Source organism: Quadrisphaera sp. INWT6 (assembly GCF_015390235.1).
Taxonomy (GTDB): Bacteria; Actinomycetota; Actinomycetes; order Actinomycetales; family Quadrisphaeraceae; genus Quadrisphaera.
In genome coordinates, this window is record NZ_VUOH01000006.1 from 341931 (window position 1) to 364668 (window position 22738).

Annotated in this window: 21 protein-coding genes and 2 pseudogenes; 3 read left to right on the forward strand and 20 right to left on the reverse strand. The window is 74.5% G+C overall.

Annotation, left to right across the window (positions count from 1 at the left end; genetic code table 11):
- Positions 1 to 126 precede the first annotated feature (126 nt).
- The 17 genes from F1641_RS19040 to F1641_RS19115 form a co-directional block, all read right to left on the reverse strand.
- Positions 127 to 1737 (reverse strand): RICIN domain-containing protein, encoded by a 1611-nt coding sequence (locus F1641_RS19040; protein ID WP_194908087.1) that lies wholly within the window; start codon positions 1735 to 1737, stop codon positions 127 to 129.
- A gap of 26 nt (positions 1738 to 1763) precedes the next feature.
- Positions 1764 to 2420, reverse strand: coding sequence for a type II secretion system protein J (locus F1641_RS19045; RefSeq protein WP_194908091.1), 657 nt, complete (start codon positions 2418 to 2420; stop codon positions 1764 to 1766).
- Complete coding sequence (locus tag F1641_RS19050) at positions 2417 to 3349, reverse strand: prepilin-type N-terminal cleavage/methylation domain-containing protein (protein ID WP_206691480.1); 933 nt, start codon at positions 3347 to 3349, stop codon at positions 2417 to 2419. Before F1641_RS19050 ends, F1641_RS19045 begins: the two co-directional genes overlap by 4 nt.
- 119 nt (positions 3350 to 3468) lie before the next feature.
- Positions 3469 to 4278, reverse strand: coding sequence for an A24 family peptidase (locus F1641_RS19055; protein ID WP_194908096.1), 810 nt, complete (start codon positions 4276 to 4278; stop codon positions 3469 to 3471).
- Positions 4275 to 5525: an RICIN domain-containing protein gene (locus F1641_RS19060; RefSeq protein ID WP_194908098.1), complete on the reverse strand. Its 1251-nt coding sequence runs from the start codon at positions 5523 to 5525 to the stop codon at positions 4275 to 4277. The genes F1641_RS19055 and F1641_RS19060 overlap by 4 nt, the downstream gene beginning before the upstream one ends.
- Positions 5526 to 5859: 334 nt before the next feature.
- Positions 5860 to 6552: a type II secretion system protein J gene (locus F1641_RS19065; protein WP_194908100.1), complete on the reverse strand. Its 693-nt coding sequence runs from the start codon at positions 6550 to 6552 to the stop codon at positions 5860 to 5862.
- A 91-nt stretch (positions 6553 to 6643) separates the two neighbouring features.
- Positions 6644 to 7195: a type II secretion system protein gene (locus F1641_RS19070; RefSeq protein ID WP_194908102.1), complete on the reverse strand. Its 552-nt coding sequence runs from the start codon at positions 7193 to 7195 to the stop codon at positions 6644 to 6646.
- Positions 7196 to 7283: 88 nt separating this feature from the next.
- Positions 7284 to 7763 (reverse strand): type II secretion system protein, encoded by a 480-nt coding sequence (locus F1641_RS19075; protein WP_194908104.1) that lies wholly within the window; start codon positions 7761 to 7763, stop codon positions 7284 to 7286.
- A gap of 169 nt (positions 7764 to 7932) precedes the next feature.
- Positions 7933 to 9153, reverse strand: coding sequence for a type II secretion system F family protein (locus F1641_RS19080; protein WP_194908106.1), 1221 nt, complete (start codon positions 9151 to 9153; stop codon positions 7933 to 7935).
- The gene (locus F1641_RS22625; RefSeq protein ID WP_309225718.1) at positions 9153 to 9638 is read right to left on the reverse strand and encodes an ATPase, T2SS/T4P/T4SS family; all 486 of its coding nucleotides are present in this window, start codon (positions 9636 to 9638) and stop codon (positions 9153 to 9155) included. Before F1641_RS22625 ends, F1641_RS19080 begins: the two co-directional genes overlap by 1 nt.
- Positions 9566 to 10489 (reverse strand): ATPase, T2SS/T4P/T4SS family, encoded by a 924-nt coding sequence (locus F1641_RS23575; protein ID WP_309225719.1) that lies wholly within the window; start codon positions 10487 to 10489, stop codon positions 9566 to 9568. Before F1641_RS23575 ends, F1641_RS22625 begins: the two co-directional genes overlap by 73 nt.
- Positions 10490 to 10586: 97 nt before the next feature.
- Positions 10587 to 11471: a shikimate dehydrogenase gene (locus F1641_RS19090; protein WP_194908108.1), complete on the reverse strand. Its 885-nt coding sequence runs from the start codon at positions 11469 to 11471 to the stop codon at positions 10587 to 10589.
- Entirely contained in the window at positions 11468 to 12619 is a 1152-nt protein-coding gene (mltG, locus tag F1641_RS19095) for an endolytic transglycosylase MltG (RefSeq protein ID WP_194908110.1), read from the reverse strand. The genes F1641_RS19090 and mltG overlap by 4 nt, the downstream gene beginning before the upstream one ends.
- A gap of 32 nt (positions 12620 to 12651) precedes the next feature.
- Positions 12652 to 13128: a Holliday junction resolvase RuvX gene (gene ruvX / locus F1641_RS19100; protein WP_309225720.1), complete on the reverse strand. Its 477-nt coding sequence runs from the start codon at positions 13126 to 13128 to the stop codon at positions 12652 to 12654.
- A 25-nt stretch (positions 13129 to 13153) separates the two neighbouring features.
- Complete coding sequence (alaS, locus tag F1641_RS19105; RefSeq protein ID WP_194908114.1) at positions 13154 to 15874, reverse strand: alanine--tRNA ligase; 2721 nt, start codon at positions 15872 to 15874, stop codon at positions 13154 to 13156.
- Between the two features lie 97 nt (positions 15875 to 15971).
- The gene (locus F1641_RS19110) at positions 15972 to 16232 is read right to left on the reverse strand and encodes a hypothetical protein (protein WP_194908116.1); all 261 of its coding nucleotides are present in this window, start codon (positions 16230 to 16232) and stop codon (positions 15972 to 15974) included.
- 3 nt (positions 16233 to 16235) lie between these two features.
- Complete coding sequence (locus tag F1641_RS19115; protein ID WP_194908117.1) at positions 16236 to 16628, reverse strand: DUF948 domain-containing protein; 393 nt, start codon at positions 16626 to 16628, stop codon at positions 16236 to 16238.
- A 139-nt stretch (positions 16629 to 16767) separates the two neighbouring features.
- Between F1641_RS19115 and F1641_RS19120 the strand changes: the two genes are divergently transcribed.
- The gene (locus F1641_RS19120; protein ID WP_194908118.1) at positions 16768 to 17916 is read left to right on the forward strand and encodes a diguanylate cyclase; all 1149 of its coding nucleotides are present in this window, start codon (positions 16768 to 16770) and stop codon (positions 17914 to 17916) included.
- On the opposite strand, the gene rpsD is transcribed toward F1641_RS19120, so the two are convergent.
- The 3 genes and pseudogenes from rpsD to F1641_RS19135 form a co-directional block, all read right to left on the reverse strand.
- Complete coding sequence (gene rpsD / locus F1641_RS19125; RefSeq protein ID WP_194908124.1) at positions 17904 to 18530, reverse strand: 30S ribosomal protein S4; 627 nt, start codon at positions 18528 to 18530, stop codon at positions 17904 to 17906. The two genes, F1641_RS19120 and rpsD, sit on opposite strands and share 13 nt — an antisense overlap.
- 172 nt (positions 18531 to 18702) lie before the next feature.
- A pseudogene (locus F1641_RS23580) lies at positions 18703 to 20066 on the reverse strand (replication-associated recombination protein A).
- Between the two features lies 1 nt (position 20067).
- A complete protein-coding gene (locus F1641_RS19135; protein WP_194908231.1) occupies positions 20068 to 20751 on the reverse strand; it encodes a dienelactone hydrolase family protein in 684 nt (227 codons plus the stop codon).
- A 117-nt stretch (positions 20752 to 20868) separates the two neighbouring features.
- Here F1641_RS19135 and F1641_RS19140 point away from each other — a divergent pair, with 117 nt between their 5' ends.
- Together F1641_RS19140 and F1641_RS19145 are read left to right on the forward strand one after the other, a co-directional pair.
- Positions 20869 to 22290 carry a sigma 54-interacting transcriptional regulator gene (locus tag F1641_RS19140; protein ID WP_194908233.1) on the forward strand — a complete coding sequence of 474 codons (1422 nt, stop codon included), beginning with the start codon at positions 20869 to 20871 and terminating at the stop codon, positions 22288 to 22290.
- 12 nt (positions 22291 to 22302) lie between these two features.
- Positions 22303 to 22738, forward strand: a pseudogene (locus tag F1641_RS19145) (hypothetical protein); the annotation flags it as partial.

The following is a 22738-nucleotide window of genomic DNA, read 5'->3' on the forward strand; positions in this document are numbered from 1 at the left end:
CCGACTGGCACGCGGTGCTGCACCACCACGTCGAGGGACGACCCGACGGCGAGACCGACGACGGCGGCGAGCACCAGCGGCGGCCAGGTGTCCGCCACGTCCGCCCACGGCTGCGCGCTCCCGTCGTCACCCCGTCACGGAGGTCTCGAGCTGGCGGCTGACGCTGGGCTCGAGAGCGGTCGGCGGAGCGTTCCACTTCTGGGCCGGACCACCGTCGCACGTCTCGAGCACCATGGTCGACCAGTAGACGCCGTCGTTGCGGGGCGACTGCTCCTCCCCGACGGACAGACAGCGGCCGTCGCTCGCCACGAAGGTGTAGCTGCTCGTGTACGAGCCCGTCGCGTAGTACCGCGTGAACGCCTGGAAGGGTGCGGAGTCGCAGCTGCGGAAGGTGACGTAGGCGGGTTCGGCTCCCGGTGCGGGCGAGGTGAGGCACGACGTCCGGTCCGAGTCGTTCTGGAAGCGCACCCGGATCCGCGTCGGCAGTCCTGACGCGCCATCGGGCTCAGCTGCGACGCCGGTCTCGGCCCCGTAGTACCAGCGGTGGTTCCACGCCAGCTTGCTACCGCCGCTCGGGTCCTGCTTGCAGGGGTAGAGGATCATGTAGCGGAAGCTCGTGGTCATGTTGGTGACGTCGGCGCACCGGCCGAACTCCTTGTAGTTGACGAGCTGCGACGTCTGGAACGAGGCGGCTCCCGCACCCACCTGCGGTTCGGGGCTGAACGAGCCCCAGGACTCGTTGGCCGCGTCGCAGGTCGAGCTGCCACCGGCCTTGACGGTGTCCCCCGCGGACCAGCTCGTCTGACCGGCGTACAGGCAGTTCTTGCCGTAGTCCTTGTTGCTGGCGTTCTGCCCGCGGAAGTGCGCTCCGCTCTCGTAGCTCCACAGCTGCATCGCAGAGCGCGAGTCGAGGGTGCACGCCTGCAGCGACACCGTGCGGTCCGTCGCGCTGAGAGCCGGCTGCGTGATGCAGAGCCCGCTCGAGCCCGTCGTCCCGCCGGTCGTGGTCGCGGTGGTGGTGCTGGCCAGCGCCAGGTGGTAGCCGGTGTCGTACACCCAGCGCTGGAGGTCGTTGCTGCTGCTGCAGCTGGCGGCCGGCTGGTACGTGACGGTCGCCCCCGCGGTGGCTGAGGACGCCTGCAGGCAGGCCTCGCGCGGAGCCGTGAAGATGACGCCTCCCGGGATGTTCTTGTTGCTGACCCGGAACGCGTACTGGGCCAGCAGGGAGCGCGAGTGGACGAGCGCGCCGGCGCTCGCGTCCTGGCCGACGGTGCTGACGAGGGCGAAGACCGGCTGCCGCGACACCCCCGCCCCTTCGGTGCAGGGCAGGGCGTTGGTCGTCTGCCAGGTGTCGCTCTTGCCCGACGGGTCCTGGGTGAAGTAGGTGATCGCCGAGCTGAAGGACAGCCCTCCCGCGGGACTCGGCACCTCGCCCAGCACCCGGCAGGGGAGCTCGCGGAGCGAGCCCACGCCGCCGGCCCCGGTGCTGGTGCGGATCTGCGCGAGCGCGGTCTGCGTGCCCGTCTCGGCCGCGAAGATCAGCCGTGTGCTCTGCTGGGTGGCCCGGGTGGGCTTGACCTGGCTCACGACCACACCCAGGACGAGGGTCGCCAGCGCCAGGACGACGAACATGAGCAGGACCACGGCGAGGAGCGCCGCGCCGGCGTCCTGCTCAGGGCCCGTGGGGGGGCTGCCGGCAGTCCGGGCTCGGAGCCGGCGCACGGCAGAGCGGAGCACGGTGACCTCCCGGGTCGGGTGACCGCTCACGGCCGGGTGGCCTGCGGGCAGACGGCAGCGCCGGCGGTGTTGCTCGGCGAGGTGATGGAGCTGTTGCGTGCCACGAACGAGGTGGTCATGGACGCCCTCCCGGCGGAGTCACCCGTGCCGGTCCCGGAGGTGACGGACACGGTGAGCTTCTGGTTGACGTGGTCGGCGCCGGCGAGCGCCACCGCGAAGGGCGACCCGCTGCCGGCGTCCGGCAGCACGCGCGTGGCGACGGTGGAGAAGGAGTCCGCGGGGGTCTGCCCGTCGTCCCACGTGCGGAACTGCAGCGACGCGGTCGTGGGGTCGTACCGCCACTGGGTGCACAGCGTCGGCTGGCCACCCGCGCGCTGGGCGGTGCGGAACTCCACGTACCAGCGGCCTCCCGGAGCCGCGGAGGGCTGGTTGATGGCGTCGGCGTACCGGACCTGCCGGTCCAGGCGCAGGAAGACCGCCCGGACTCCGTCACCGGCGTCCGCGGTGTTGTTCACGCGGCTGGTGCTCGTCGTCATCGACAGCACGGCGGACATGAAGATGGCCATGACCACGGAGAAGATGCTCATCGCGACCAGCGTCTCGACGAGGGTCACGCCGCCGTCCGGACGGGCACCGCCGTCGGCGGCCCACGGGCGGCGGACGAGCCCGCGCGCGCCGCTCACCGGGTCACCGTGATGCGCACGGTGGCGGTGTTGGACGTCGCACCGTAGGCGTCCTTCACGACGTAGGTGACGGTGGCCGACCCCAGGGCCGCGTCGGCGGGGACCTCCAGCGTGATGGTCCCCGCAGGGTCGGCCGTGGCCCTCATGCCGCTCGGCGCGGACCTCACGGTCACGGGGCTGGTCCTCGCCGGGATCATCGTGTCGTTGTTCAGGACGTCGAGCGTCTGGCGGGTGCCCCTCGCCACGGTGGCGGTGTCGTCGACGGCCCGTCCGCCCGAGGTGTTCCACTCGGGGTCCGCGGAGGTGTCGACCAGGACGCTCGCCGTGTAGGAGCAGGCGGTGCCGGAGCACTCCTGATCAGCCCCCCACGCGGTGGTGGCGCTGATGCGGACGAGCTCCTCGTAACCCGCGGGCGGCTGGTTCGCGCGCTCCCTGCCGGCGCGGTCGCACGGCTGGGAGGTGGTGGCCCGCAGGCGGTAGCACGTGCCGATGTAGGTCGTGGTCGTGTAGGACGCCGTCCCGACCCGGTCGGTCTTCGTCGGCGCCACCAGGAGCGCGCCGACGGGGCTCGAGGGGTCCCACGCCGGGAAGGTCGTGCTCGCCGGAGAGCCGGAGGCCGACCACTGGCTGCTCACCGAGCTCTGGGTGCGTCCGCGGACGAGCAGCGGCCACGTCGTCGTGGTGCCGCCCGTGGTGCTCGTCTGCACCGTGACGGGCAGACCGCGCGCGTCCTCGACGGCCGCGTTGGCCAGGGCGACCGCCACCTGGCGGCGCTGCAGGTCGGTCGACGTCCGCGTCCCGGAGATGAAGAAGCCGAGGGTCGCCGTGGCGATCACTCCGAGGAGGGCCAGCGCGACGATGACCTCGACCAGCGTGAAGCCGTCGTCGGTCGCACCGTCTTCGCGGATGTGGCGGTCCGTCAGCTGCACAGCTCGATCCCCTGGGTGGTCCGTGGTGGTGTCCTGCGAGTCCTGATCGGCAGGGCGGGGAGCAGCCTTGATCATCACTACCCGATCGGCCGACCCCGAGGTGCCGGCTGGGGGCGCCCTCAGGTGACCGGGAAGCCGCTCAGCGCCAGGTACCAGTGGCCGACGGCGCCGCCTGCGACGACGCCGAGCGCCGCGCCGACCAGCATGAACGGGCCGAAGGGCAGGTGCCCGCGGCGCCGCAGCACCCCGGAGGCGACCAGGGCGACCCCCACCAGGCCGCCCAGCACGAAGGCGGAGAACGCCCCCACCGCGAGCGCCGACCACCCGGCGTAGCCGAGGACGGCGCCCAGGACGCCGGCGAGCTTGACGTCTCCGAAGCCCATGCCGCCGGGACGAGCCACGGCGAGGGCGAAGTAGAGGCCGTACAGGAGGAGGCCGCCGGCGAGCGCCCGCAGCGCGGCGGCGCCGTCGTGCTCCACCACCGCGGCCAGGCCCAGCAGGGCGGCGGTGACGGGGTAGGCGGGGAGCACGATGGCGTCGGGCAGGCGGCGCACGTCGAGGTCGATGAGCGCGAGCGCGAGGCCGGCAGCCGCGAGGTAGAGCAGCACGGGCAGCAGGGCCCACCGGCCCTCGTGGGCGGCCCAGGCGGTCACGGCGGCGAACAGCCCGGCCGTGGCCAGCTCGACCAGGGGGTAGCGGGCGCTGATGCGTGCGGCGCAGGAGCGGCAGCGACCCCGCAGCAGCACCCACGAGAGCACCGGGACGTTGTCCCGGGCGGCGACGGGGCTGGCGCAGGCGGGGCAGGCGCTGGGCGGTCGGACCACCGAGGCGCCGGCGGGGACGCGGTGCACCACCACGTTGAGGAACGACCCGACGGCGAGGCCCACGACGGCGGCGAGGACCACCAGGGCCGCCAGCGCGGCGCTCATCGCGTCACCGGCGTCTCGAGGACGTGGTTGACGTCGCCCGGCACGAGGTTGGCCGGGGCGTTCCAGCGCTGCTCGGGGCCGCCGGTGCAGGCGGAGGCGATGACCGTCGGGTAGTCGAAGCCCTGGGCGGGGTGGTACACCGGCCCGGAGCCCAGGCAGCGGCCGAGGTCGTCCTTGATGAGGTAGCTGGTGTAGTAGTCGCCGGTGTAGCCGATGACGGTGAAGCGCTGCTGGGGGGTGCCGTTGCAGTCCGCCAGGGCGGGGTGGTCGGGGCCCCAGGTGCCCATGTCGTCCGAGCGCGTGGTCTCGAGGCGGCTCAGGCAGCGCAGGTTGTGGTTGTTGGCCTTGATGGACAGCGTGCCGGTCTTGACCGGCTGGTCGGCGGTGGGCCAGTCGCCGGCGCCGGCGGAGGTGGTGAGGGTCCAGACCTGGTTGTAGGTGTTGGTGCTGGCCCCGGCGTGCTTGCACGGGGCGACGCCCTCGACGTTCGCCCACGGGTCCTCGCGGGTGATCTCGAAGCAGGACCCGAAGTCCTTGTAGTTGACGAACTGCCCCGAGGCGTAGCCGGAGTCACCGGCGCCGACGGCGGGCTCGGGCGACCAGCTCCACCAGTCGGTGTAGTCGTTGCTGCTGCACCGGCTGACGTGCGCGACGTCGATCCCGTCGGTGGCCGGGGTCGCCCTGCGCTCGGACCACAGGCACCGCGCGCCCTTCATGCTGAAGTTCTGGCCGGTGTAGCTGAGGACCTGGTCGTCGGTGCGCGCCGGGGCGCACTGCTCCAGCTGGGCGGCGCTGCCGACAGCCGTCACGCACAGCTGGGACGACGCGCTGAGGGTCGAGGCCAGCTTGAGCTTGTTGTCGGTGTCGTGGACCCACATGAGGTCCGCCGTCCGGGCCTGGCAGGCCGACGGGGCGGCGTACTGCAGGGCGGCGCCCTCCACAGCCGCCCCCTGCACCTGCAGGCAGGTCTTCTTGCCGTACGACCAGAAGAGGCCGCCCGGGATGTTCAGCGACGTCGTCTGCAGGGCGTAGGTCGCCCGCAGGAGCCGGTTGCCGCTGGTGTCGGCGATGCCCACCACGCCGTCCTGCGTCGCGGTGGACGTGATGAGCGCGTACTTCGGGGCGTCCCCGGTGGCGCTGACGCCGGAGCTCGAGGAGCACGCCAGGTGGTTGGCGGCGAGCCAGTCGGCGGGCTGCTGGGACGGGTCGCTGGCGTAGTAGTCGACCGTCACCGCGTAGGCGAGCACCGGGCCGCGGGAGGGAAACGGTTCCTGCCAGCTGGCACGGGAGGCGGGTGGTGTCGCCGTACGTCTTGCCGTCCACCCCGTCGACGCGGGTGGCGGCGCGCACCGCGGCCAGGGCCGCCTGGCTGCCGGACTCCGCGGCCGCGATGGTGCCGGCGGCCTTGGCGGTGTAGCTCAGCGGCTTCACCTGGGCCATCACCGCGCCCAGGGCGAGCAGGCTCAGGGTCGCGACGACCAATGACCAGCATGATGACGCTCAGCAGGGCGATCCCGGCGTCGTCAGCGCGTTCGGCGGCGCCGGCCCCGTGGGGGCCGGTGCGGGTGGTCTGCGGGGTGCTCACGAGGTGCTCCGGATCGTCGCGGTGCTGCCGCAGAGGTCGGCGACGGCGGTCGTGGTGTCGGCGTTGCCCGGTGAGCCGGCGCTGCTGTTGCGCGCGGTGAAGGCGGTGTCGACCACGGCCCTCCCGGCGGGCTCGCCGGTGCCGCGCTGGGCGAGCAGGTGCACGCCGAGCTGCTGGCGCGCGAGCGGGACCTGCGCGCCCTGCGGGGGCGTGGAGCCAGCGGCGGCGCGGGTGAAGGGCGGGCGGGCCGGGTCGGTCGCGAGGGACCCGGCGACCGTGGTCCAGGTGGTCGGCACCGCAGCGCCGCGGACCCAGGTGCGCACCTGGAGGGACGACCCGGCCCGGTGGAGGCGCCACTGGGTGCACCGGGTGCCGCTGGTCGCCCTCTCGGGGCTGGTCATCTCGACGAACCAGTCGCCGGCGACCTCGCCCGGGACGCTGATGGCGTCGGCGTAGCGGACGTCGCGGTCCAGGCGCAGGTAGACGGTGCGGACGTCGCCGGTGGCGTCGGTGAGGTTCTGCGTCTTGACGGTCATGCGCCCCAGGCCGACCACGGCCGACAGCATGACCACGAGCACCGTGGTGAGGATGCTCATCGCCACGAGCAGCTCGACCAGGGTCGCGCCGTCGTCGTCGCCCTGCGGGGACGGCCGCACGGGAGCGGGTGCGGTCGGGCGTGACGGGCTCACGAGGCGACCCGCCAGGTCGGGTCGCTGTGACCGTCGACGAGTGAGGAGCTGGTGGTCGAGCACGTGGGCGAGCACCCCGCCCCGGACCAGGTCACGACGACGACGACCCGCTGCACCACCGGGCCGGAGCCCGTGAGGGAGCAGGCCCCGCCCGCGGCGGTCGCCAGGGTGCAGGTGCCGACGAGCGTGGTCGTCGTGTACGTCGTGCCACCGACCTCCGACGGCACCGACAGCGGCACGGCGAGGGGCCGGCGGGGGTGTTCGCGTCCCAGGCGGGACGGGTGTCGGCCTTGCCGGGGAAGCTGGTCGCGTTCCAGGCGGTGGCGACGTCGGACGGGGTGCGCCCCGAGGACAGGCCGCCCACCTGGCCGGTTCCCTCGAGGCCGGCGACGGTCTGGGGCGTGGCGCTGGTGACCGTGGAGCGCACCGAGTGGATCCGCTCCACCGCGTCGTTGGCGACGGCGAGCGCCACCTGGCGCTCCCGCTGCCCGTCGGCGTGCTTCATCGACGCGACGAACATCGACAGCGCCGAGGTGGCCACGACGCTGAGCAGGCCGAGGGCGACCACGACCTCCACGAGGGTGAAACCCGCGTCGGTCGCGGCCTCTCCCGCCTGGTCGTCCAGGCCGTCCACGTGTCCCACAGCGGCTCCCCAAGGCTGGTGACGACGGTCGGTGGATGTGGCCGCGGGCCCGCCCCGGAGGGTGCGGGCCCGCGGCACACAGGTCAGGTCAGGGGCAGGTGCTGGGCTTGGTGGACGTCGCAGCGCCCTGCAGGCCGCCGCCCTTGCTGGTGTACCAGTAGTAGGAGCCGTTGCCCGGAGACGCGCCCGAGGCCGTCGCCTTGGCGTTGGAGCCGGCGACGCAGTAGTAGGTCCCGTCGGTGCTGACCGTGTAGGCCAGCAGGTTCCCGTTGCTGAGCGCGGTCGTCGTGGTGCCGACGGTGATGGTGGCCGCGCCCGTGGTCGAGTTGACGGTGCCCGTGGCGGCAGCCGGGTACGACTGGGCGTCGACCATCGCGGTCTCGGCGCTCTGGGCGACCGTGCGCAGGTCCGACTTGATGCTGCTGTCGACGGCCTTCTGGCGCTGGTTCAGGAACACCGGCACGGCGATGGCCGCGAGGATGCCGATGATGATCATGACGACGAGGAGCTCGATCAGGGTGAAGCCCTGGTCCTTCTCCTCCATGGCCTTGCGGATGCGAGCCATCATGGCCGGATCCCCTTCTCGAGTCTTCAGGACGCGACTCCCGCGGCCCCCCTTGCTCTAGGGGTATCGACGTCCCCGGAGCCCCCTTGACCAGCACCTCCCCGGGTCACCCGGACGGCGCAGGGCGCCCACCGCGTGCGGTGGGCGCCCTGCCGGCGGCGGTGCTCGGAGCTCAGTTGATGAGGGTGAAGACCGAGAAGATCGGCATGTAGAGGGCGATGATCATCCCGCCGATGATGCTGCCGAGGACGGCGATCATCAGGGGCTCGATGAGGCTCGTCAGGGCGTCCGTGGTCGCCTCGACCTCCTGGTCGTAGAACTGCGACACCTTCTCGAGCATGGTGTCCAGCGCGCCGGTGTCCTCACCCACGGCGAGCATCTGCGCCACCATCGGCGGGAACACCTTGTGCCGTGCGAGCGGCCCCGCCATCGACTCGCCGCCGCGGACGCTCTCCTGGAGGTCGGCGGCGGCGCGCTCGAGCACCACGTTGCCCGCCGTGGCCCCGACGATGTCCAGGGCCTGGAGGATGGGCACGCCGGAGCGCATCATCATCCCGAGGTTGCGGGTGAAGCGGGACAGCGCGATCTTGGCGAAGAGCTGCCCGAAGACGGGCATCCTGATCTTCACCGGGTCGACGGCGTTCCGCACCGCGGGGTGGTGCTTCCAGCGCGCCCAGGCCACCCCCGCCGCGAGCAGCACGACGACGCCCGCGGGCGCACCGACGCGCAGGCCGTCCGAGAGCACCACGAGGACGCGCGTGGGCAGCGGCAGCTCACCGCCGAGCGAGGCGAACATGCCGGCGAAGATCGGCACGATGAACAGCAGCATGCCGATCACCGCCAGGACGGCGATGACGAACACGACGACGGGGTAGGCCATCGCCGACTTGATCTTGGCCTGGAGCTTGACCTCGGACTCGAAGTTGTCGGCCACCTGCACCAGCACGGTCTCGAGGAAGCCGCCGACCTCACCGGCGCGGACCATGTTGATCATCAGCGGCGGGAAGACCTTCGGGTGCCGCGCCATCGCCACCGACAGCGAGGAGCCGCCCTCGACGTCGACCCGGATGCCGGCCAGGGTCCTGGCCAGCGGCTTGCAGGCGGTCTGCTCCGACAGGATCGACAGGGCGCGCAGCAGCGACAGGCCCGAGCTGATCATCGTGGCGAACTGCCGCGACATCACCGCCAGGTCCTTCAGCGGCACCCGGTTGCTGCCCGGCAGCGTGATCTCGCGGTTGAGGCCGGTGCCGGCCGGCTTGACCTTGAGCGGCGCGTGGCCCTGGGCCCGCAGACGGGCGACCAGCGCGGCCTCGTCGGCCGCCTCCATCTTGCCGGTGACGAGCTTCCCGGAGACGTCGCGGACGGTGTAGTCGAACAGCGTCGAGGTGGCCATCAGGCACCGCCCACCAGGCGGGAGAAGTCCTCGGGGCTGTTGGCCCTGCTGAGCGCCTCGGTGCGGGTGACCCGTCCCCGGCGCACCAGGTCGGCCAGGTGCTGGTCGAGGGTGTGCATGCCGTGGGCGGCGCCCGCCTGCATCGCCGAGTAGATCTGGTGGGTCTTGCCCTCGCGCACGAGGTTGCGGATGGCCGGCGTCGCCATCAGCACCTCGGTGGCCACCACCCGCCCGCGGCCGTCGGCGGTCTTGCACAGCGTCTGGCAGACCACGCCCTGCAGCGTCGCCGCCAGCTGGGCGCGGACCTGCTCCTGCTGCTCGGTCGGGAAGACGTCGACGACGCGGTCGATGGTCTGGGCGGCGTCCTGCGTGTGCAGCGTCGCGAAGACCAGGTGACCGGTCTCCGCGGCGGTCAGCGCCACGGAGATGGTCTCCAGGTCGCGCAGCTCGCCGACGAGGATGATGTCGGGGTCCTGGCGCAGCACGTGCTTGAGGGCGCTGGCGAAGGAGTGGGTGTCCTCCCCACCTCGCGCTGGTTGACCAGGCAGCTCTTGTGGCGGTGGAGGAACTCGATCGGGTCCTCGACGGTCATGATGTGGTCGCTGCGCGTGGAGTTGGCGAGGTCGATCAGCCCCGCCAGCGTCGTCGACTTGCCCGAGCCGGTCGGGCCGGTGACCAGCACCAGGCCGCGGGGCAGCCCGGCGAACCGCGCGACCGCGGGCGGGACGCCCAGGGCGTCCAGCGGCTTGATCTCGGCGGGGATGACGCGGAACGCCGCCCCGAGCGACTCCCGCTGGCGGTAGACGTTGACGCGGAAGCGGCCCCGCCCCGGCACCGAGTGCGCGAAGTCGAGCTCCAGCTCCTCCTCGAAGCGGGCGCGCTGCTTCTGCGTGAGCATCCCGTAGAGGCTGCGCTGCAGGACGGCGGAGGTGAGCCGCTCGAAGCCCTCCAGGGGCCGCAGCTCGCCGTGGCGGCGGACGGTGGGCGGCGCGCCGGTGGTCAGGTGCAGGTCGGACGCTCCCGTCTGCAGCATCGCCACGAGCACGGCGGTGATGTCGAGGCCGGCCTCGGCGTCCGGGTCGGCCTCGCCGCGCACGGGTGCCGGCGGCCCGGCCTGCGCCGGGAGGGCGGGCTCGTCGTCCTCCAGCACCGAGGCGGGGGCCCACCGCTGGTGCGCCACCCCGGGGTGCGGGGTCGCGGCGGGAGCGGGCGGCTCGACGAGGTGCTGCTCCCAGCCGGCGGCGCGGGCGGGCTGCGCCGGCACCGGCGCGTCCGCGGTCGGGGCGGGGCTGTTCCAGCTCACCACTCCGAGGTCGTCGCTGCTCCAGCTGCTCACCGGGCTCCTCCTGATCACGCGCCGAGGGCAGGGCCCTCCCGTCCTGGGAGAGCATCGGCGGGCGCGGGGGCGTCCTTGAGGAGCACGGCCCCTCGGGTCAGCGGGTGAGCAGCTGCTCGGGCACGGCCGGACCGGCGGCGCGCATGGCCTCCACCGGGGCGGGCAGGCCCGTCATCAGCTCGACCTGGCGGCAGGCCTGGTGCAGCAGCATCGCGAAGCCGCCCACCACGGGGGCTCCGGCGGCGGCCCACGCGGCGCCGAGCGCCGTGGGCCAGGGGGCGTAGACGACGTCGAGGAGCGCGCCCGCGGGGGCGCTCCCGCCGGGCAGCACCTCGGCGAGCACCTCCGCGACGCCGTCCGCCGCACCGACCGGAGCGGTGGAGACGACGACGTCGGCGCGGGCGAGCAGCTCGGCCACGGGCAGCGGCTCCGACCACCGGTGCAGCCGGACCTCGACGCCGAGGCGGGCGCCCACGTCGACCAGGGCACGGGCCCGCTCCGGGGAGCGCACCACGACGACCGGCTCGCGGGCGCCGAGCTGCGCCAGCGCCGCCAGCGCGGAGGCGGCGGTGGCCCCACCGCCCAGCACCACAGCGCTGCGCGGAGGCGCACCCGCCTCCGCAGGTTCGACCCCTGCTTCGGCGAGGGCGGCGACGACGCCGTGGACGTCGGTGTTCTCACCGCGCCACCCCGCACGCGCGCCCTGCTCGCCGCGGACCGGCAGCAGCGTGTTGACCGCACCGACGGCCAGCGCCAGGGACGAGGTCTGCGCCAGGAGCGGCAGCACCGCCGCCTTCAGCGGCATGGTCAGCGAGACCCCGACCCAGGTCTCGTCGAGCGCGGCGACCGCCGCCGGGAGCGCGGCGACGTCGACCTCGTGGGCGTCGTAGCGCCAGTCGAGCCCGAGCGCCGCGTACGCGGCGCGGTGCAGCGCCGGTGAGAGGGAGTGGGCGATCGGCGAGCCCCAGACGGCGGCCCTCATCCCTGCGGGTTGGCGCGCAGCCACGCCTGGAACTGCGCGACGTTGCGCTGGTGCTCCTCGTAGGTGTCGGCGAAGGCCGTGGCCCCCGTGGAGGGGTCGGTCACCACGAAGTAGAGCCAGCTGCCGTCGGCCGGCGCCAGGGCGGCGCGCATGGCGTCCTCCCCCGGGGAGGCGATCGGCCCCGGCGGCAGGCCCGGGTACAGGTAGGTGTTGTACGGCGAGGTGCTGGCGCGGTCCTCGGCGGTGGTGGTCAGCCCCGTCTTGCCGGTGGCGTAGTTGACCGTGGTGTCGAACTGCAGCGGCTGGCCCGCGGCGATGCGGTTCTCGATGACCCGCGCCACCTTGGCCATGTCCTCGGCGTTCGCCCCCTCCTTCTGCACCAGGCTCGCCTCGGTGAGCAGGCGGTGCCGCTCCGCCGGGTCGGCCGGGAAGCCGACCTCGTCCATGGCCTGCGTCGCGCGCACGACCATGGCCTGCAGCTGCTCCACCGGCGTGGAGTCGAGGTCGTAGGTGTACGTGGCCGGGAACAGGTAGCCCTCCACGGAGCCGTTCGCGCCGGCCGGCAGGCCCAGGGCGGGGTCCTTCGCGGCGGCCTCGTAGTCGCTCACGGGACGGCCGCTGGCCTCGGACAGCTTCTGGTAGATCTGCGAGGCCACGTTGCCCTCGATCACCCGCACCTGCAGCGACTGCCGCGACGACGGGTCGAGCAGCAGGGCCAGCGCCGAGGCGGCGGACATCTCCGAGCGCAGGCGGTAGGTGCCCGGCTGGATGGACGTCGCGGCGGGGTCGGCCGCGGCCGCGGTGAGGAAGGCGCCGGAGGTCTTCACGACGCCGGCCTCGGCCAGGGCCGAGGCGATGGTGCGGCCCGAGGCGCCGGCGGGGATCGTCACGTCGACGTCGCCGCTGCCGGTGCCCTCGTAGTCGCCGGAGTCGGTGAGGGAGGCGACCAGCGAGCTGGCCTGGCTGCCGACGAGCACGGCGCCGCCGCCGAAGAGGACGGCGCACACCGCCAGGACCACCAGGGCGGTGGTGCGACGGCGCTTGCGGCGCCGGTCGCGGTCACCGCGCTGCGCGCTGCGCTGCGCCGACCTCGAGGACGCACGGGACTCGGGGTTCCCGGGCAGGTCCTCCAGCGACAAGCCGCTCATCGGCGCGATCCGTCCCTCCTCCCGCCGCGGCGTCAGGCCCCGGCGGGCCCGGGGTCGACGGTCGACCCCGGTGGCCGGCCCGAGGCGCGCTCCGCGTCCAGGGCCGTCTGCAGCACCAGCACCGCCGCGACCTGGTCGACCACCTGTCGGTGGCGCCGGCCCGACCGCCCGGAGGCCGTCAGCGCCTGGTGGGCGCTCACGGTGCTCAGCCGCTCGTCGACGAGGCGCACCGGCACCGGCGCGACACGTCCTGCCAGATCAGCAGCGTAGCCACGCACGTGGGCCGCCGCTGGACCTTCGCGCCCGGAGAGCGAGAACGGGAGGCCGACGACGATCTCCACGGCCCCCCGTTCGGCGGCCTCGGTGACGATGCGTTGCAGGTCAGAGCCGTGGGCGCGGTCGCGCCGCAGCGTCTCGACGGGCGAGGCGATCAGGCCGTCGGGGTCGCTCGCCGCGAGCCCGACGCGCACCGACCCGACGTCGACGCAGAGCCTGACCCCCCGCCTCACCGCCCCGCCCCGCCGCCCAGCGCCCTCAGGCGCCCGCGGTCTGCGCCACGGCGGCGCGGACGGCGTCGAGCGCCGCGGGGAGCGCCGCCGCATCGGTGCCGCCGCCCTGCGCGACGTCGTCCTTGCCCCCGCCGCCGCCACCGAGGGTGGTGGCGGCCACGCGGACGAGCGCCCCGGCCTTCAGGCCCGCGGCGCGGGCCGCGGGGCTGGTGGCGATGACGACGACGGGACGGCCCTTGGCCACGCCGCCGACGGCGACGACCGACGCGGCCTCGCCGAGGCGCCCGCGGACGTCGAGCGCGAGGGTGCGCAGGTCGTCCGCGGAGGCGACCTCGCCGGCGCTGGTGGCGACCACGCGCACGCCGTCCTGCCCACCGAGCACCTCGGCGCCGGCCGCGAGGGCACCCGCTCCGGCGAGGACCTCCTTGGCGCGGGCCGCGGCGATCGTGCGGTCGGCCTCCTTGAGCTGGTCCAGGAGCACCGCGATGCGGTCGGGCAGCTCGTCGGAGCGGACCTTGAGCATCGTGGTCAGCTGGCTCACCAGGGCGCTCTCGCGCGCCAGGTGGGCGTGGGCGTCGGGGCCCACCAGCGCCTCGACGCGGCGGGTGCCCGAGCCGATGGACGCCTCGCCCAGCAGCGTGACCACGCCCAGCTGTCCGGTGCGCTCCACGTGGGTGCCGCCGCACAGCTCCTTGGACCACTCGCCGATGCCGACCATGCGCACGCGGTCGCCGTACTTGTCGCCGAAGAACGCGAGAGCGCCAGCGCGGCGAGCCGACTCGGGGTCGGTGACCGTGGTGGTCACGGGCAGGTCGTCGGCGAGGAAGGTGTTGACCTCCGCGGCGACGTCGACCAGCTGCGCCGGGGTGGGCGCGGCCAGCGCGGTGTAGTCGAAGCGCAGGCGGCCGGGCGCGTTCTCCGAGCCGGCCTGGCGGGTGCCGTCGGGGCCGAGCGCGTCGCGCAGGCCCTGGTGCACCAGGTGGGTGGCGGTGTGGGCGCGCGCCACGGCCAGGCGGCGCCCGGCGTCGACGACGGCCTCGACGGCGTCGCCCACGGCGACCTCGCCGGACACGACGGTGGCGTGGTGGACGTTCAGGCCCGGGATGGGGCGCTGCACGTCGGTGACGTCGACGACCGCCCGCACGCCGGTGGGCCCGGTGACGGTGAGGCGGCCGTGGTCGGCCAGCTGGCCGCCGCTCTCGGCGTAGAAGGGGGTCCTGTCGAGGACGAGCTCGACGTCGTCGCCCGCGAGCGCCACGGGGACGCTCGCGCCGTCGCGCAGGAGCCCGACCACGCGGCCCTCGGCGGAGAGCACCTCGTAGCCGAGGAAGTCGACGTCGCGGCCCAGCTCGTCGGCGACCTGGCGGTACCCAGCGGTGTCGGTGCGGCCGGCGCGCTTGGCGCGGGCGTCCTCGCGGGCGCGGGTGCGCTGCTCGGTCATGAGGCGGCGGAAGCCCTCGGCGTCGACCGAGACGCCCTGCTCGGCGGCCATCTCGAGGGTGAGGTCGATGGGGAAGCCGAAGGTGTCGTGCAGCTCGAAGGCGCGCTCGCCCGACAGGACCGGCTGCGTCGTGCTGCTCGCCGGTGCCGCCTTCTTCGCCTGCGCCACCGCGGTGTCGAGGATCGTGGTGCCGGCCACGAGGGTGCGCCGGAAGGCGTCCTCCTCGGCGTAGGCCACCGCGCTGATGCGGCCGAAGCCCTCGCGCAGCTCGGGGTAGGCCGGCGCCATGGCCTCCAGGGAGACGGGCAGCAGCTCGGGCAGCGTGGGGGTGTCGACGCCGAGCAGGCGCATGGCCCGCACGGCGCGGCGCACCAGGCGGCGCAGCACGTAGCCGCCGCCCTCGTTGCCGGGGGTGACGCCGTCGCCCATGAGCATCAGGGAGGCGCGGACGTGGTCGGCGACGACGCGCAGCCGCACGTCGGCGTCGCGGTCGGCGCCGTAGCGGACCCCGGCCAGCTCGGCGGCGTGCCGCAGCACGGGCGCGACCTGGTCGATCTCGTACATGTTGTCGACGCCCTGCAGCAGGAGCGCGGTGCGCTCCAGGCCCATGCCGGTGTCGATGTTCTTCTTCGGCAGCTCGTGGAGGATCGGGAAGTCCTTGCCCTGGCCCTCCCCGCGCTGGAACTGCATGAAGACGAGGTTCCAGATCTCCAGGTACCGGTCGCCCGCGGGGTCGTTGGCGGGGCCGCCGTCGGGCCCGTAGGCGGGGCCGCGGTCGACGTAGATCTCCGAGCAGGGGCCGGCCGGGCCGGGCTGGCCGGTGGACCAGTAGTTGTCCTCCATGCCCAGGCGCTGGATCCGCTCCGGCGGCAGGCCGGCGACGGTCTGCCACAGGCGGTGGGCCTCGTCGTCGTCGACGTACACCGTGGCCCACAGGCTCTCCGGGTCGAAGCCGTAGCCGCCCTGCGACTGCGGGGAGGTGACCAGCTCCCACGCGTAGGAGATCGCCCCCTCCTTGAAGTAGTCGCCGAAGGAGAAGTTGCCGTTCATCTGGAAGAACGTGCCGTGGCGCGTGGTCTTGCCGACCTCGTCGATGTCGAGGGTGCGCACGCACTTCTGCACGCTCGTGGCGCGCGGGTACGGCGGCGTCTGCTGGCCCGTGAGGTACGGGATGAACGGCACCATGCCGGCCACGGTGAACAGCAGGCTCGGGTCGGGGCTGATGAGCGAGGCGCTGGGCACCACGGTGTGCCCGCGGTCCTCGAAGAACGTCAGCCAGCGCCGGCGGATCTCGGCGGTCTCCACGGGTGTCCCCTCCGGGGGTGGTCAGGGAAGCAGGGTCAGGGGTGCCGGGCGGTGCCCGGCGGTCGGCGGCGGCCAGCGGCGGCCGTCGGCGGCGGCGTCAGGAGCGCGGACGCGTGGGGTTCTCGAGCAGGTCGCGGGCGGTCGCCTCGTCGATGGTGCCCGTGTCGACGCCGAGGGCGATGCGCAGGTCGTCCTCGCGCTCGGCCATGCCGGCGCGCACGTCGGCGGCGAAGGAGCGCACGGAGGCCGACCAGCCCTCGCCGTCCTGCGGGGAGGCCGCCTGCGCCAGGCGGACGGCCTTCACGGTGGCGAACACGCCGGCGGCCACGCCGATCCCGGCCAGCACCAGCCTGCCCACGGCTCAGACCGCCGCTCGGCCGGCGCGGCGACCGGCCTTGCCGGCACCCGTGCGGCGCCCGGCGACGGCCTGGCGCACGCCGTAGGTGAAGGCGGCGACGCGCACCACGGGCGAGCCGACGGTCGCGGCGAACAGCGCCGTCAGCGCCGAGACGTTGGTGGTCACCTGCGCGGCGTTGGTGGTGATCGTGTCGATCTTCTCCATCTGCTCGTTCGCCTGGCCCACCGTGGTGGTCACCTCGGCGATCAGCGGGACGGTCGAGTCGGACACGCCCTTGATGGCGGCGCGGGCCTCGTCGAGCACCGCGCCCAGCTTGAGGATCGGGCGCGCGAGCAGCGCGACGAGGACCACGAACGCGAGGGCCGCGACGAGCCCCGCGACATCTCCGACGGACAAGGGGGGACTCCTGAGCTCTGGGGCGACCACCCGGTCGAGGGTGCCCGGCGACCCTACCGCGCAGGCCCGCAGGGGTGGCTGGGGCGCGGAGGTGATCACGGCGCTCAAGCCCGCGAGCGGAGGTGTCGATCAAGGTCGGGTGACCTCCGCCCGCCCCTCGCTCGCCGCCGTGCAGCGCTGGGCCCTGCTCACCGCGGTCGGGGGGTGGACCTCGGTGCTGCACGGGGTGCACCTGCTGCTGGTCTCGCTCACACGGACCCCCGTGCACGTGGCCCCCGTCGTCGCGAGCCTGGTGGTCTGGGTGGCCGTGACCTGCTGGGGGCTGGCGCGCCGGCACCGGCTCACCACCGGGGAGACGGCCCTCGCCCTGGGCCTCGGCGCCGTGGCCCTCACCGCCAACGGCCTGCTGAGCGGCTCCCCCGGCCACCCGTACCTCATCTCGGCGGCGCTGCTGGCGCTCGCGCTGGCCGTGGTGGCCTTCTGCGGCGGGTGGTGGATGGTGCTCGGCAGCTCGACGGCGCTCGCGTGCCAGCTGGTGCTCGTCCTGGCCCAGGCCGGCACCGGACCGTTCGGCCTGTTCGTGGCGCTCTCCACCACCGCCACCACCGCCGGGGCGTGCCTGCTCATCGCGGGCGCGCAGCGCGACCTGCACGAGCTCGCCGACCGCGCCGAGGAGGAGGCCGCGCACGACCCCCTCACCGGGCTGCTGAACCGCCGCGGCATGGCCCTGGCGCTGCCGCGCCTGCGCGCGCAGGCGCCCGACGGGCACCGCGTGGCGGTCAGCGTCTTCGACCTCGACCACTTCAAGCGCGTGAACGACACCCACGGGCACGACGCGGGCGACCAGGTGCTGGTCGGCGTCGCCGCCGTCCTGCGGGAGCGGGCCCGCCACGGCGACCTCGTGGTGCGCCTGGGCGGGGAGGAGCTCGCCTGGATCGGCACGTGGGCGAGCCCGCAGGACGCCCGCACCGCCGCCGACCAGGTCCGCCTGGCCGTCGCCGCCGCGAGCCTGCCCGGGGGGCTGCGCATCACCACGAGCGCCGGCGTGGCCTTCTCCACCGGGGCCACGCACACCGCGCCGGACGTCGAGGCGCTCTCACGGCTGCTGGTGCGCGCCGACGCCGCGCTGTACGAGGCCAAGCACGAGGGGCGCGACCGCGTGGTCCTCGCACCCAAGCACGACCCCCGGCACGACCCCCGGCACGACCCCCAGCACGACGGAGCCCCCGCCCCGCAGGTGCGGGACGGGGGCTCCGGACGGGCTGGTGCCGGGGCTCAGCGCGCGTAGAACTCGACGACGCGGGAGACCTCGCAGGTCACGGGGACCTCGTCGCGGGTGGGGCGGCGCGCCAGGCGCACCTTCAGGTCGGCGAGCTGCACCTCGAGGTAGCCGGGGAGCGTGGGCAGCACGTCGCGGTGGGCGCCGGCAGCGGCGACCTGGAACGGCGTGGTCTGGGCGCTCTTGGCGTGCACGGAGATGATCTGGCCCACCGAGACGCGGAACGACGGGCGGTCCACGCGGACGCCGTCGACCAGGATGTGGCGGTGCACCACGAGCTGGCGCGCCTGGGCGATGGTGCGGGCCAGGCCCGAGCGCAGCACGAGGGCGTCGAGGCGCATCTCGAGCAGCTCGACCAGCACGTCACCGGTGCGGCCCGGGGAGCGGCGAGCCTCCTCGAAGGTGTTGCGCATCTGCGCCTCGCGGATGCCGTACTGGGCGCGCAGCAGCTGCTTCTGGCGCAGGCCCAGGGCGTACTCGGACTCGGTGCGGCGACGGGCGCGGCCGTGCTCGCCCGGCGGGTAGGGGCGGACCTCGAAGTAGCGCGCCGCCTTCGGCGTGAGCGGCACCCCGAGGGCGCGGGACAGGCGGACCTGGCGGCGGTTGCGGCTGGAGTGGGACACGAGCGGGTGACTCTCCTCAACGGGGTGGGCACTCGCGGTCGCGCTCCCGTGGCGGATCCTCGGGACGACCGGCGAACGACGGCGGCCCCCCACCGGCCGGCTCAGCCGGGCCGGGGTGACCACGCGGTGCGCGCACGACGGCGCAGCACCAGCGGAGAACATTACCGCAGGTCTAGCGCTTCCTGAGCAGCGCCCGGATCCGCTGCAGCCGGGCGCTGATCTCGCGCTCCGCGCCGTGCTCGGTGGGCCGGTAGTACTCACGGCCGTCGAGGTCGTCCGGGGCGTACTGCTGGGAGGCGACGCCGTGCGGGGCGTCGTGGGCGTACACGTAGCCCTTGCCGTGGCCGATCTTCTGGGCGCCGGCGTAGTGGGCGTCGCGCAGGTGGGCGGGCACCGGGCCGCCACGGCCGGCGCGCACGTCGGCGACGGCGGCGTCGACCCCCAGGTAGGCGGCGTTGCTCTTGGGCGCGGTCGCCAGGTGCACCACGGCCTGCGCGAGCACGATCCGCGCCTCCGGCATGCCGATGAGCTGCACGGCCTGCGCCGCGGCCACCGCGGTCTGCAGGGCGCTGGGGTCGGCCATGCCGACGTCCTCGCTGGCGGAGATGACCAGCCGCCGGGCGAGGAAGCGCGGGTCCTCCCCCGCCTCGAGCATGCGCGCCAGGTAGTGGAGTGCGGCGTCGACGTCGGAGCCGCGCAGGCTCTTGATCAGCGCGCTCGCGACGTCGTAGTGCTGGTCGCCGCCGCGGTCGTACCGGACGGCGGCGATGTCGACGGCGCGCTCGGCCATGGCCAGGTCGACGACGTCGGCCCCGGCGTCCTGCGCCACGCCGGCGGCGGCCTCGAGCGCCGTCAGGGCGCGGCGCGCGTCTCCGCCGGACAGCCGCACGAGGTGGGCGAGCGCGTCGTCGTCCAGCGACACCTGGCCGGCCAGGCCCCGCTCGTCGGTGGTGGCGCGCTGCAGGAGGGCGCGGACGTCGTCGTCGGTGAGCGGCGCCAGGCGCAGCAGCAGGGAGCGGCTGAGCAGCGGGCTCACGACCGAGAAGCTCGGGTTCTCCGTGGTGGCGGCGATGAGCACCACCCAGCGCTCCTCGACGCCGGGGAGCAGCGCGTCCTGCTGGGCCTTGGTGAACCGGTGGATCTCGTCGAGGAAGAGCACGGTGCGCCGGTCGTGCAGGTCGCGGCCGGTCTTCGCGGCGTCGAGCACGCGGCGCACGTCCTTGACGCCGGCGGTGACGGCGGACAGCTCCTCGAAGCGCCACCCGGTGCGCGGGCGACGACGTGCGCGAGCGTCGTCTTGCCCGTTCCCGGAGGACCCCACAGCAGCACCGAGGCGGGCCCGGCGCGGCCGTCGCCGCCCTCGACCAGGCGCCGCAGCGGGGCACCGGGGGTGAGCAGGTGCTGCTGGCCGGCGACCTCGTCGAGGGTGCGCGGACGCATCCGCACGGCGAGGGGCGCGCGGACCGAGCGCGACGTGGGGGCGCCGGAGCCGGTGTCGTCGTCCTCGTCGTCACCGCTGAACAGGTCGGGCGTCATGTCAGCGGACGTGCTGCTTCAGGAAGGCGACGGCCGCCGACCAGGCGGCCGTCGCCGAGGCCTCGTCGTAGGAGGGGCGCTCGTCGTTGACGAAGGCGTGGTCGGCCTCGTAGAAGCGGACGTCGGCCTCGACGCCGGACTGCTCGCGGATCTTCTCCGCGGTGGCCTCGACGGCCTCGCGGGTGATCCGGTCGCGGATGGCGTAGTGGCCCTGCACCGCCGCGCGCAGGCCGGAGTAGTCGGTGGCCCCGACGTCGGGCAGGCCGTAGAACGGCACGGCCGCGCTCACGCGCTCGCCCTGCTGGGCGGCCAGGGTCAGCACGAAGGCGCCGCCCATGCAGAACCCGACGACGCCGACGGTCGCCGAGGTGACCTCGGGGCGGCCCAGCAGGTGGTCGACGGCGCCGGCGAGGTCGCGGGCGGCCCCGTCGACCGGGAGCTCCTGCATGAGGCGCATCGCCTCGGCGCCGTCGTGCGTGGTGGCGCCGCCGTAGAGGTCGGGGGCGAGGGCCACGAAGCCCTCGGCGGCGAAGCGCCGGGTCAGGTCGGCGATGTGGCTGGTGAGGCCCCACCACTCCTGGATGACCACGAGGCCCGGACCGGAACCCCGGGGCGGGAGCTCGAGGTAGCCGTGGGCGGTGCCCTCACCGCTGGGGAACTCGACGTTCTGCTCGCTCACCCCCACATCCCAGCACGCCCCTGCGACACCCACCCCTCCCCTCCGGGGTGGGGGCGGATCCGGGGTGGGGCGCCACGGGCGATCCGGACGTAGCGTGAGGTGGTGACGCACACGCCGTCCGTGATGACCACCCCTCCCGCTGACCTCCCCACCACGCTCGGGGCCCTGCGCAGCAGCGGGCTCCCGCAGGCGGAGCCCCGCTCGGTCAAGGCCGAGCTGCGCGAGAACCTCCTGGCGCGGATGCGCTCCGGGGAGCCGCGCTTCCCCGGCGTCGTCGGCTTCGACGACACCGTGCTGCCCGAGGTCGAGCGGGCCCTGCTCGCCGGCCACGACCTCGTGCTCCTCGGCGAGCGCGGCCAGGGCAAGACCCGCCTGATCCGCTCGCTCGTGGCGCTGCTCGACGAGTGGACGCCCGTCATCGAGGGCTCCGAGCTGGGCGAGCACCCCCTGGAGCCCATCACGCCGGCCTCCGCCCGGCGGGCCCGCGAGCTCGGCGACGAGATGCCGGTGGCCTGGCGGCACCGCTCGGAGCGGTACGCCGAGAAGCTCGCGACCCCGGACACGTCCGTCGGCGACCTCATCGGCGACGTCGACCCGGTGCGCATCGCCGAGGGCCGGACCCTGGGCGACCCCGAGACCATCCACTTCGGCCTGGTGCCGCGCACCCACCGCGGGATCTTCGCCGTCAACGAGCTGCCCGACCTCGCCGAGCGCATCCAGGTCTCGCTGCTCAACGTGCTGGAGGAGCGCGACGTCCAGGTGCGCGGCTACACGCTGCGGCTCCCGCTCGACGTCCTCGTCGTGGCCAGCGCCAACCCCGAGGACTACACCAACCGCGGCCGCATCATCACGCCCCTGAAGGACCGGTTCGGCGCCGAGGTGCGCACGCACTACCCGCTCGACGTCGACCTCGAGGTCGAGCTCGTGGCGCAGGAGGCGCAGCTGGTGGCCGACGTGCCGCGCCACCTGCTCGAGGTGGTGGCCCGCTTCACGCGGGCGGTGCGCGAGTCGCCCGCCGTCGACGCGCGCTCCGGCGTCTCCGCGCGCTTCGCCGTCGCGGCGGCCGAGACGCTGTCGGGCGCGGCCCTGCGGCGCGCGGCGCTCACCGGCGACGAGCCCGTGGCCCGCGTCGGCGACGCCTACGGCGTGGTGCCGACGCTGCGCGGCAAGGTCGAGTTCGAGTCCGGCGAGGAGGGCCGCGAGGAGGAGGTGCTCGTGCACCTGCTCCGCACCGCCGTGGCGGAGGTCTTCCGCGCGCGGCTCGGCGGCGCGGACCTGTCGGGCTTCACCACGCTGGTCGCCGAGGGCGGCACCGTCTTCACCGGCGAGCTGGTGAGCAGCGCCGAGCTGCTCTCGCAGGTCGGGCGCGTGGACGGGCTCGCCAAGGTGCTGTCGCGGCTCGACCTGCCCGAGGCGCCCACCCCCGGGCAGGCGGCGGCCGGGGTGGAGATGGTGCTGGAGGGCCTGCACCTGACGCGCCGGCTGGCCAAGGACGTCGAGGCCGGCAGCGACGGCCACGGCGACCGCGCCGTCTACGGCGGCTGAGGAGGCGCACCGATGAGCAGGGCCTACCGGTACGGGGCGTGGGACGGCGGTGCGGACCCGCTCGCCCCGCCCTACGACGTGCGCGCCGCCGTCGACGCGATCGGCCGCGACGTCATGCAGGGGCGCTCGCTGCAGGAGGCCCTGCGCGACCTCCTGCGCCAGGGGGCGCCGGGTGAGCGCGACGAGCGCGACGGCGGGCTCGACGCCCTGCGCGAGCGGGTGCGCCGCCGGCGCGAGCAGCTGCGCTCCTCCGGTGACCTGGCCGGCTCGCTGCAGCAGGCGCGGGACAGGCTCGAGCAGGCGCTGACCACGGAGCGGGCGGCGCTCGACCAGGCGGCGGCCGACGCGGCGTCCCGCGAGGCCGCAGCGCGCGAGGCGGGCGACGACGACGGTGCGGCGTCCGCCGGGTCCGACGCGGCGCGGTCCGAGCTCTCCACGCCCAGCTCGA

Bases quoted from the DNA above. Each gene is read 5' to 3' on its own strand.
- F1641_RS19055 (WP_194908096.1), bottom strand. From the start codon at position 4,278: ATGAGCGCCGCGCTGGCGGCCCTGGTGGTCCTCGCCGCCGTCGTGGGC.
- F1641_RS19075 (WP_194908104.1), bottom strand. From the start codon at position 7,763: ATGATGGCTCGCATCCGCAAGGCCATGGAGGAGAAGGACCAGGGCTTC.
- F1641_RS19080 (WP_194908106.1), bottom strand. From the start codon at position 9,153: ATGGCCACCTCGACGCTGTTCGACTACACCGTCCGCGACGTCTCCGGG.
- F1641_RS19090 (WP_194908108.1), bottom strand. From the start codon at position 11,471: ATGAGGGCCGCCGTCTGGGGCTCGCCGATCGCCCACTCCCTCTCACCG.
- mltG (WP_194908110.1), bottom strand. From the start codon at position 12,619: ATGAGCGGCTTGTCGCTGGAGGACCTGCCCGGGAACCCCGAGTCCCGT.
- F1641_RS19140 (WP_194908233.1), top strand. From the start codon at position 20,869: ATGACCACCCCTCCCGCTGACCTCCCCACCACGCTCGGGGCCCTGCGC.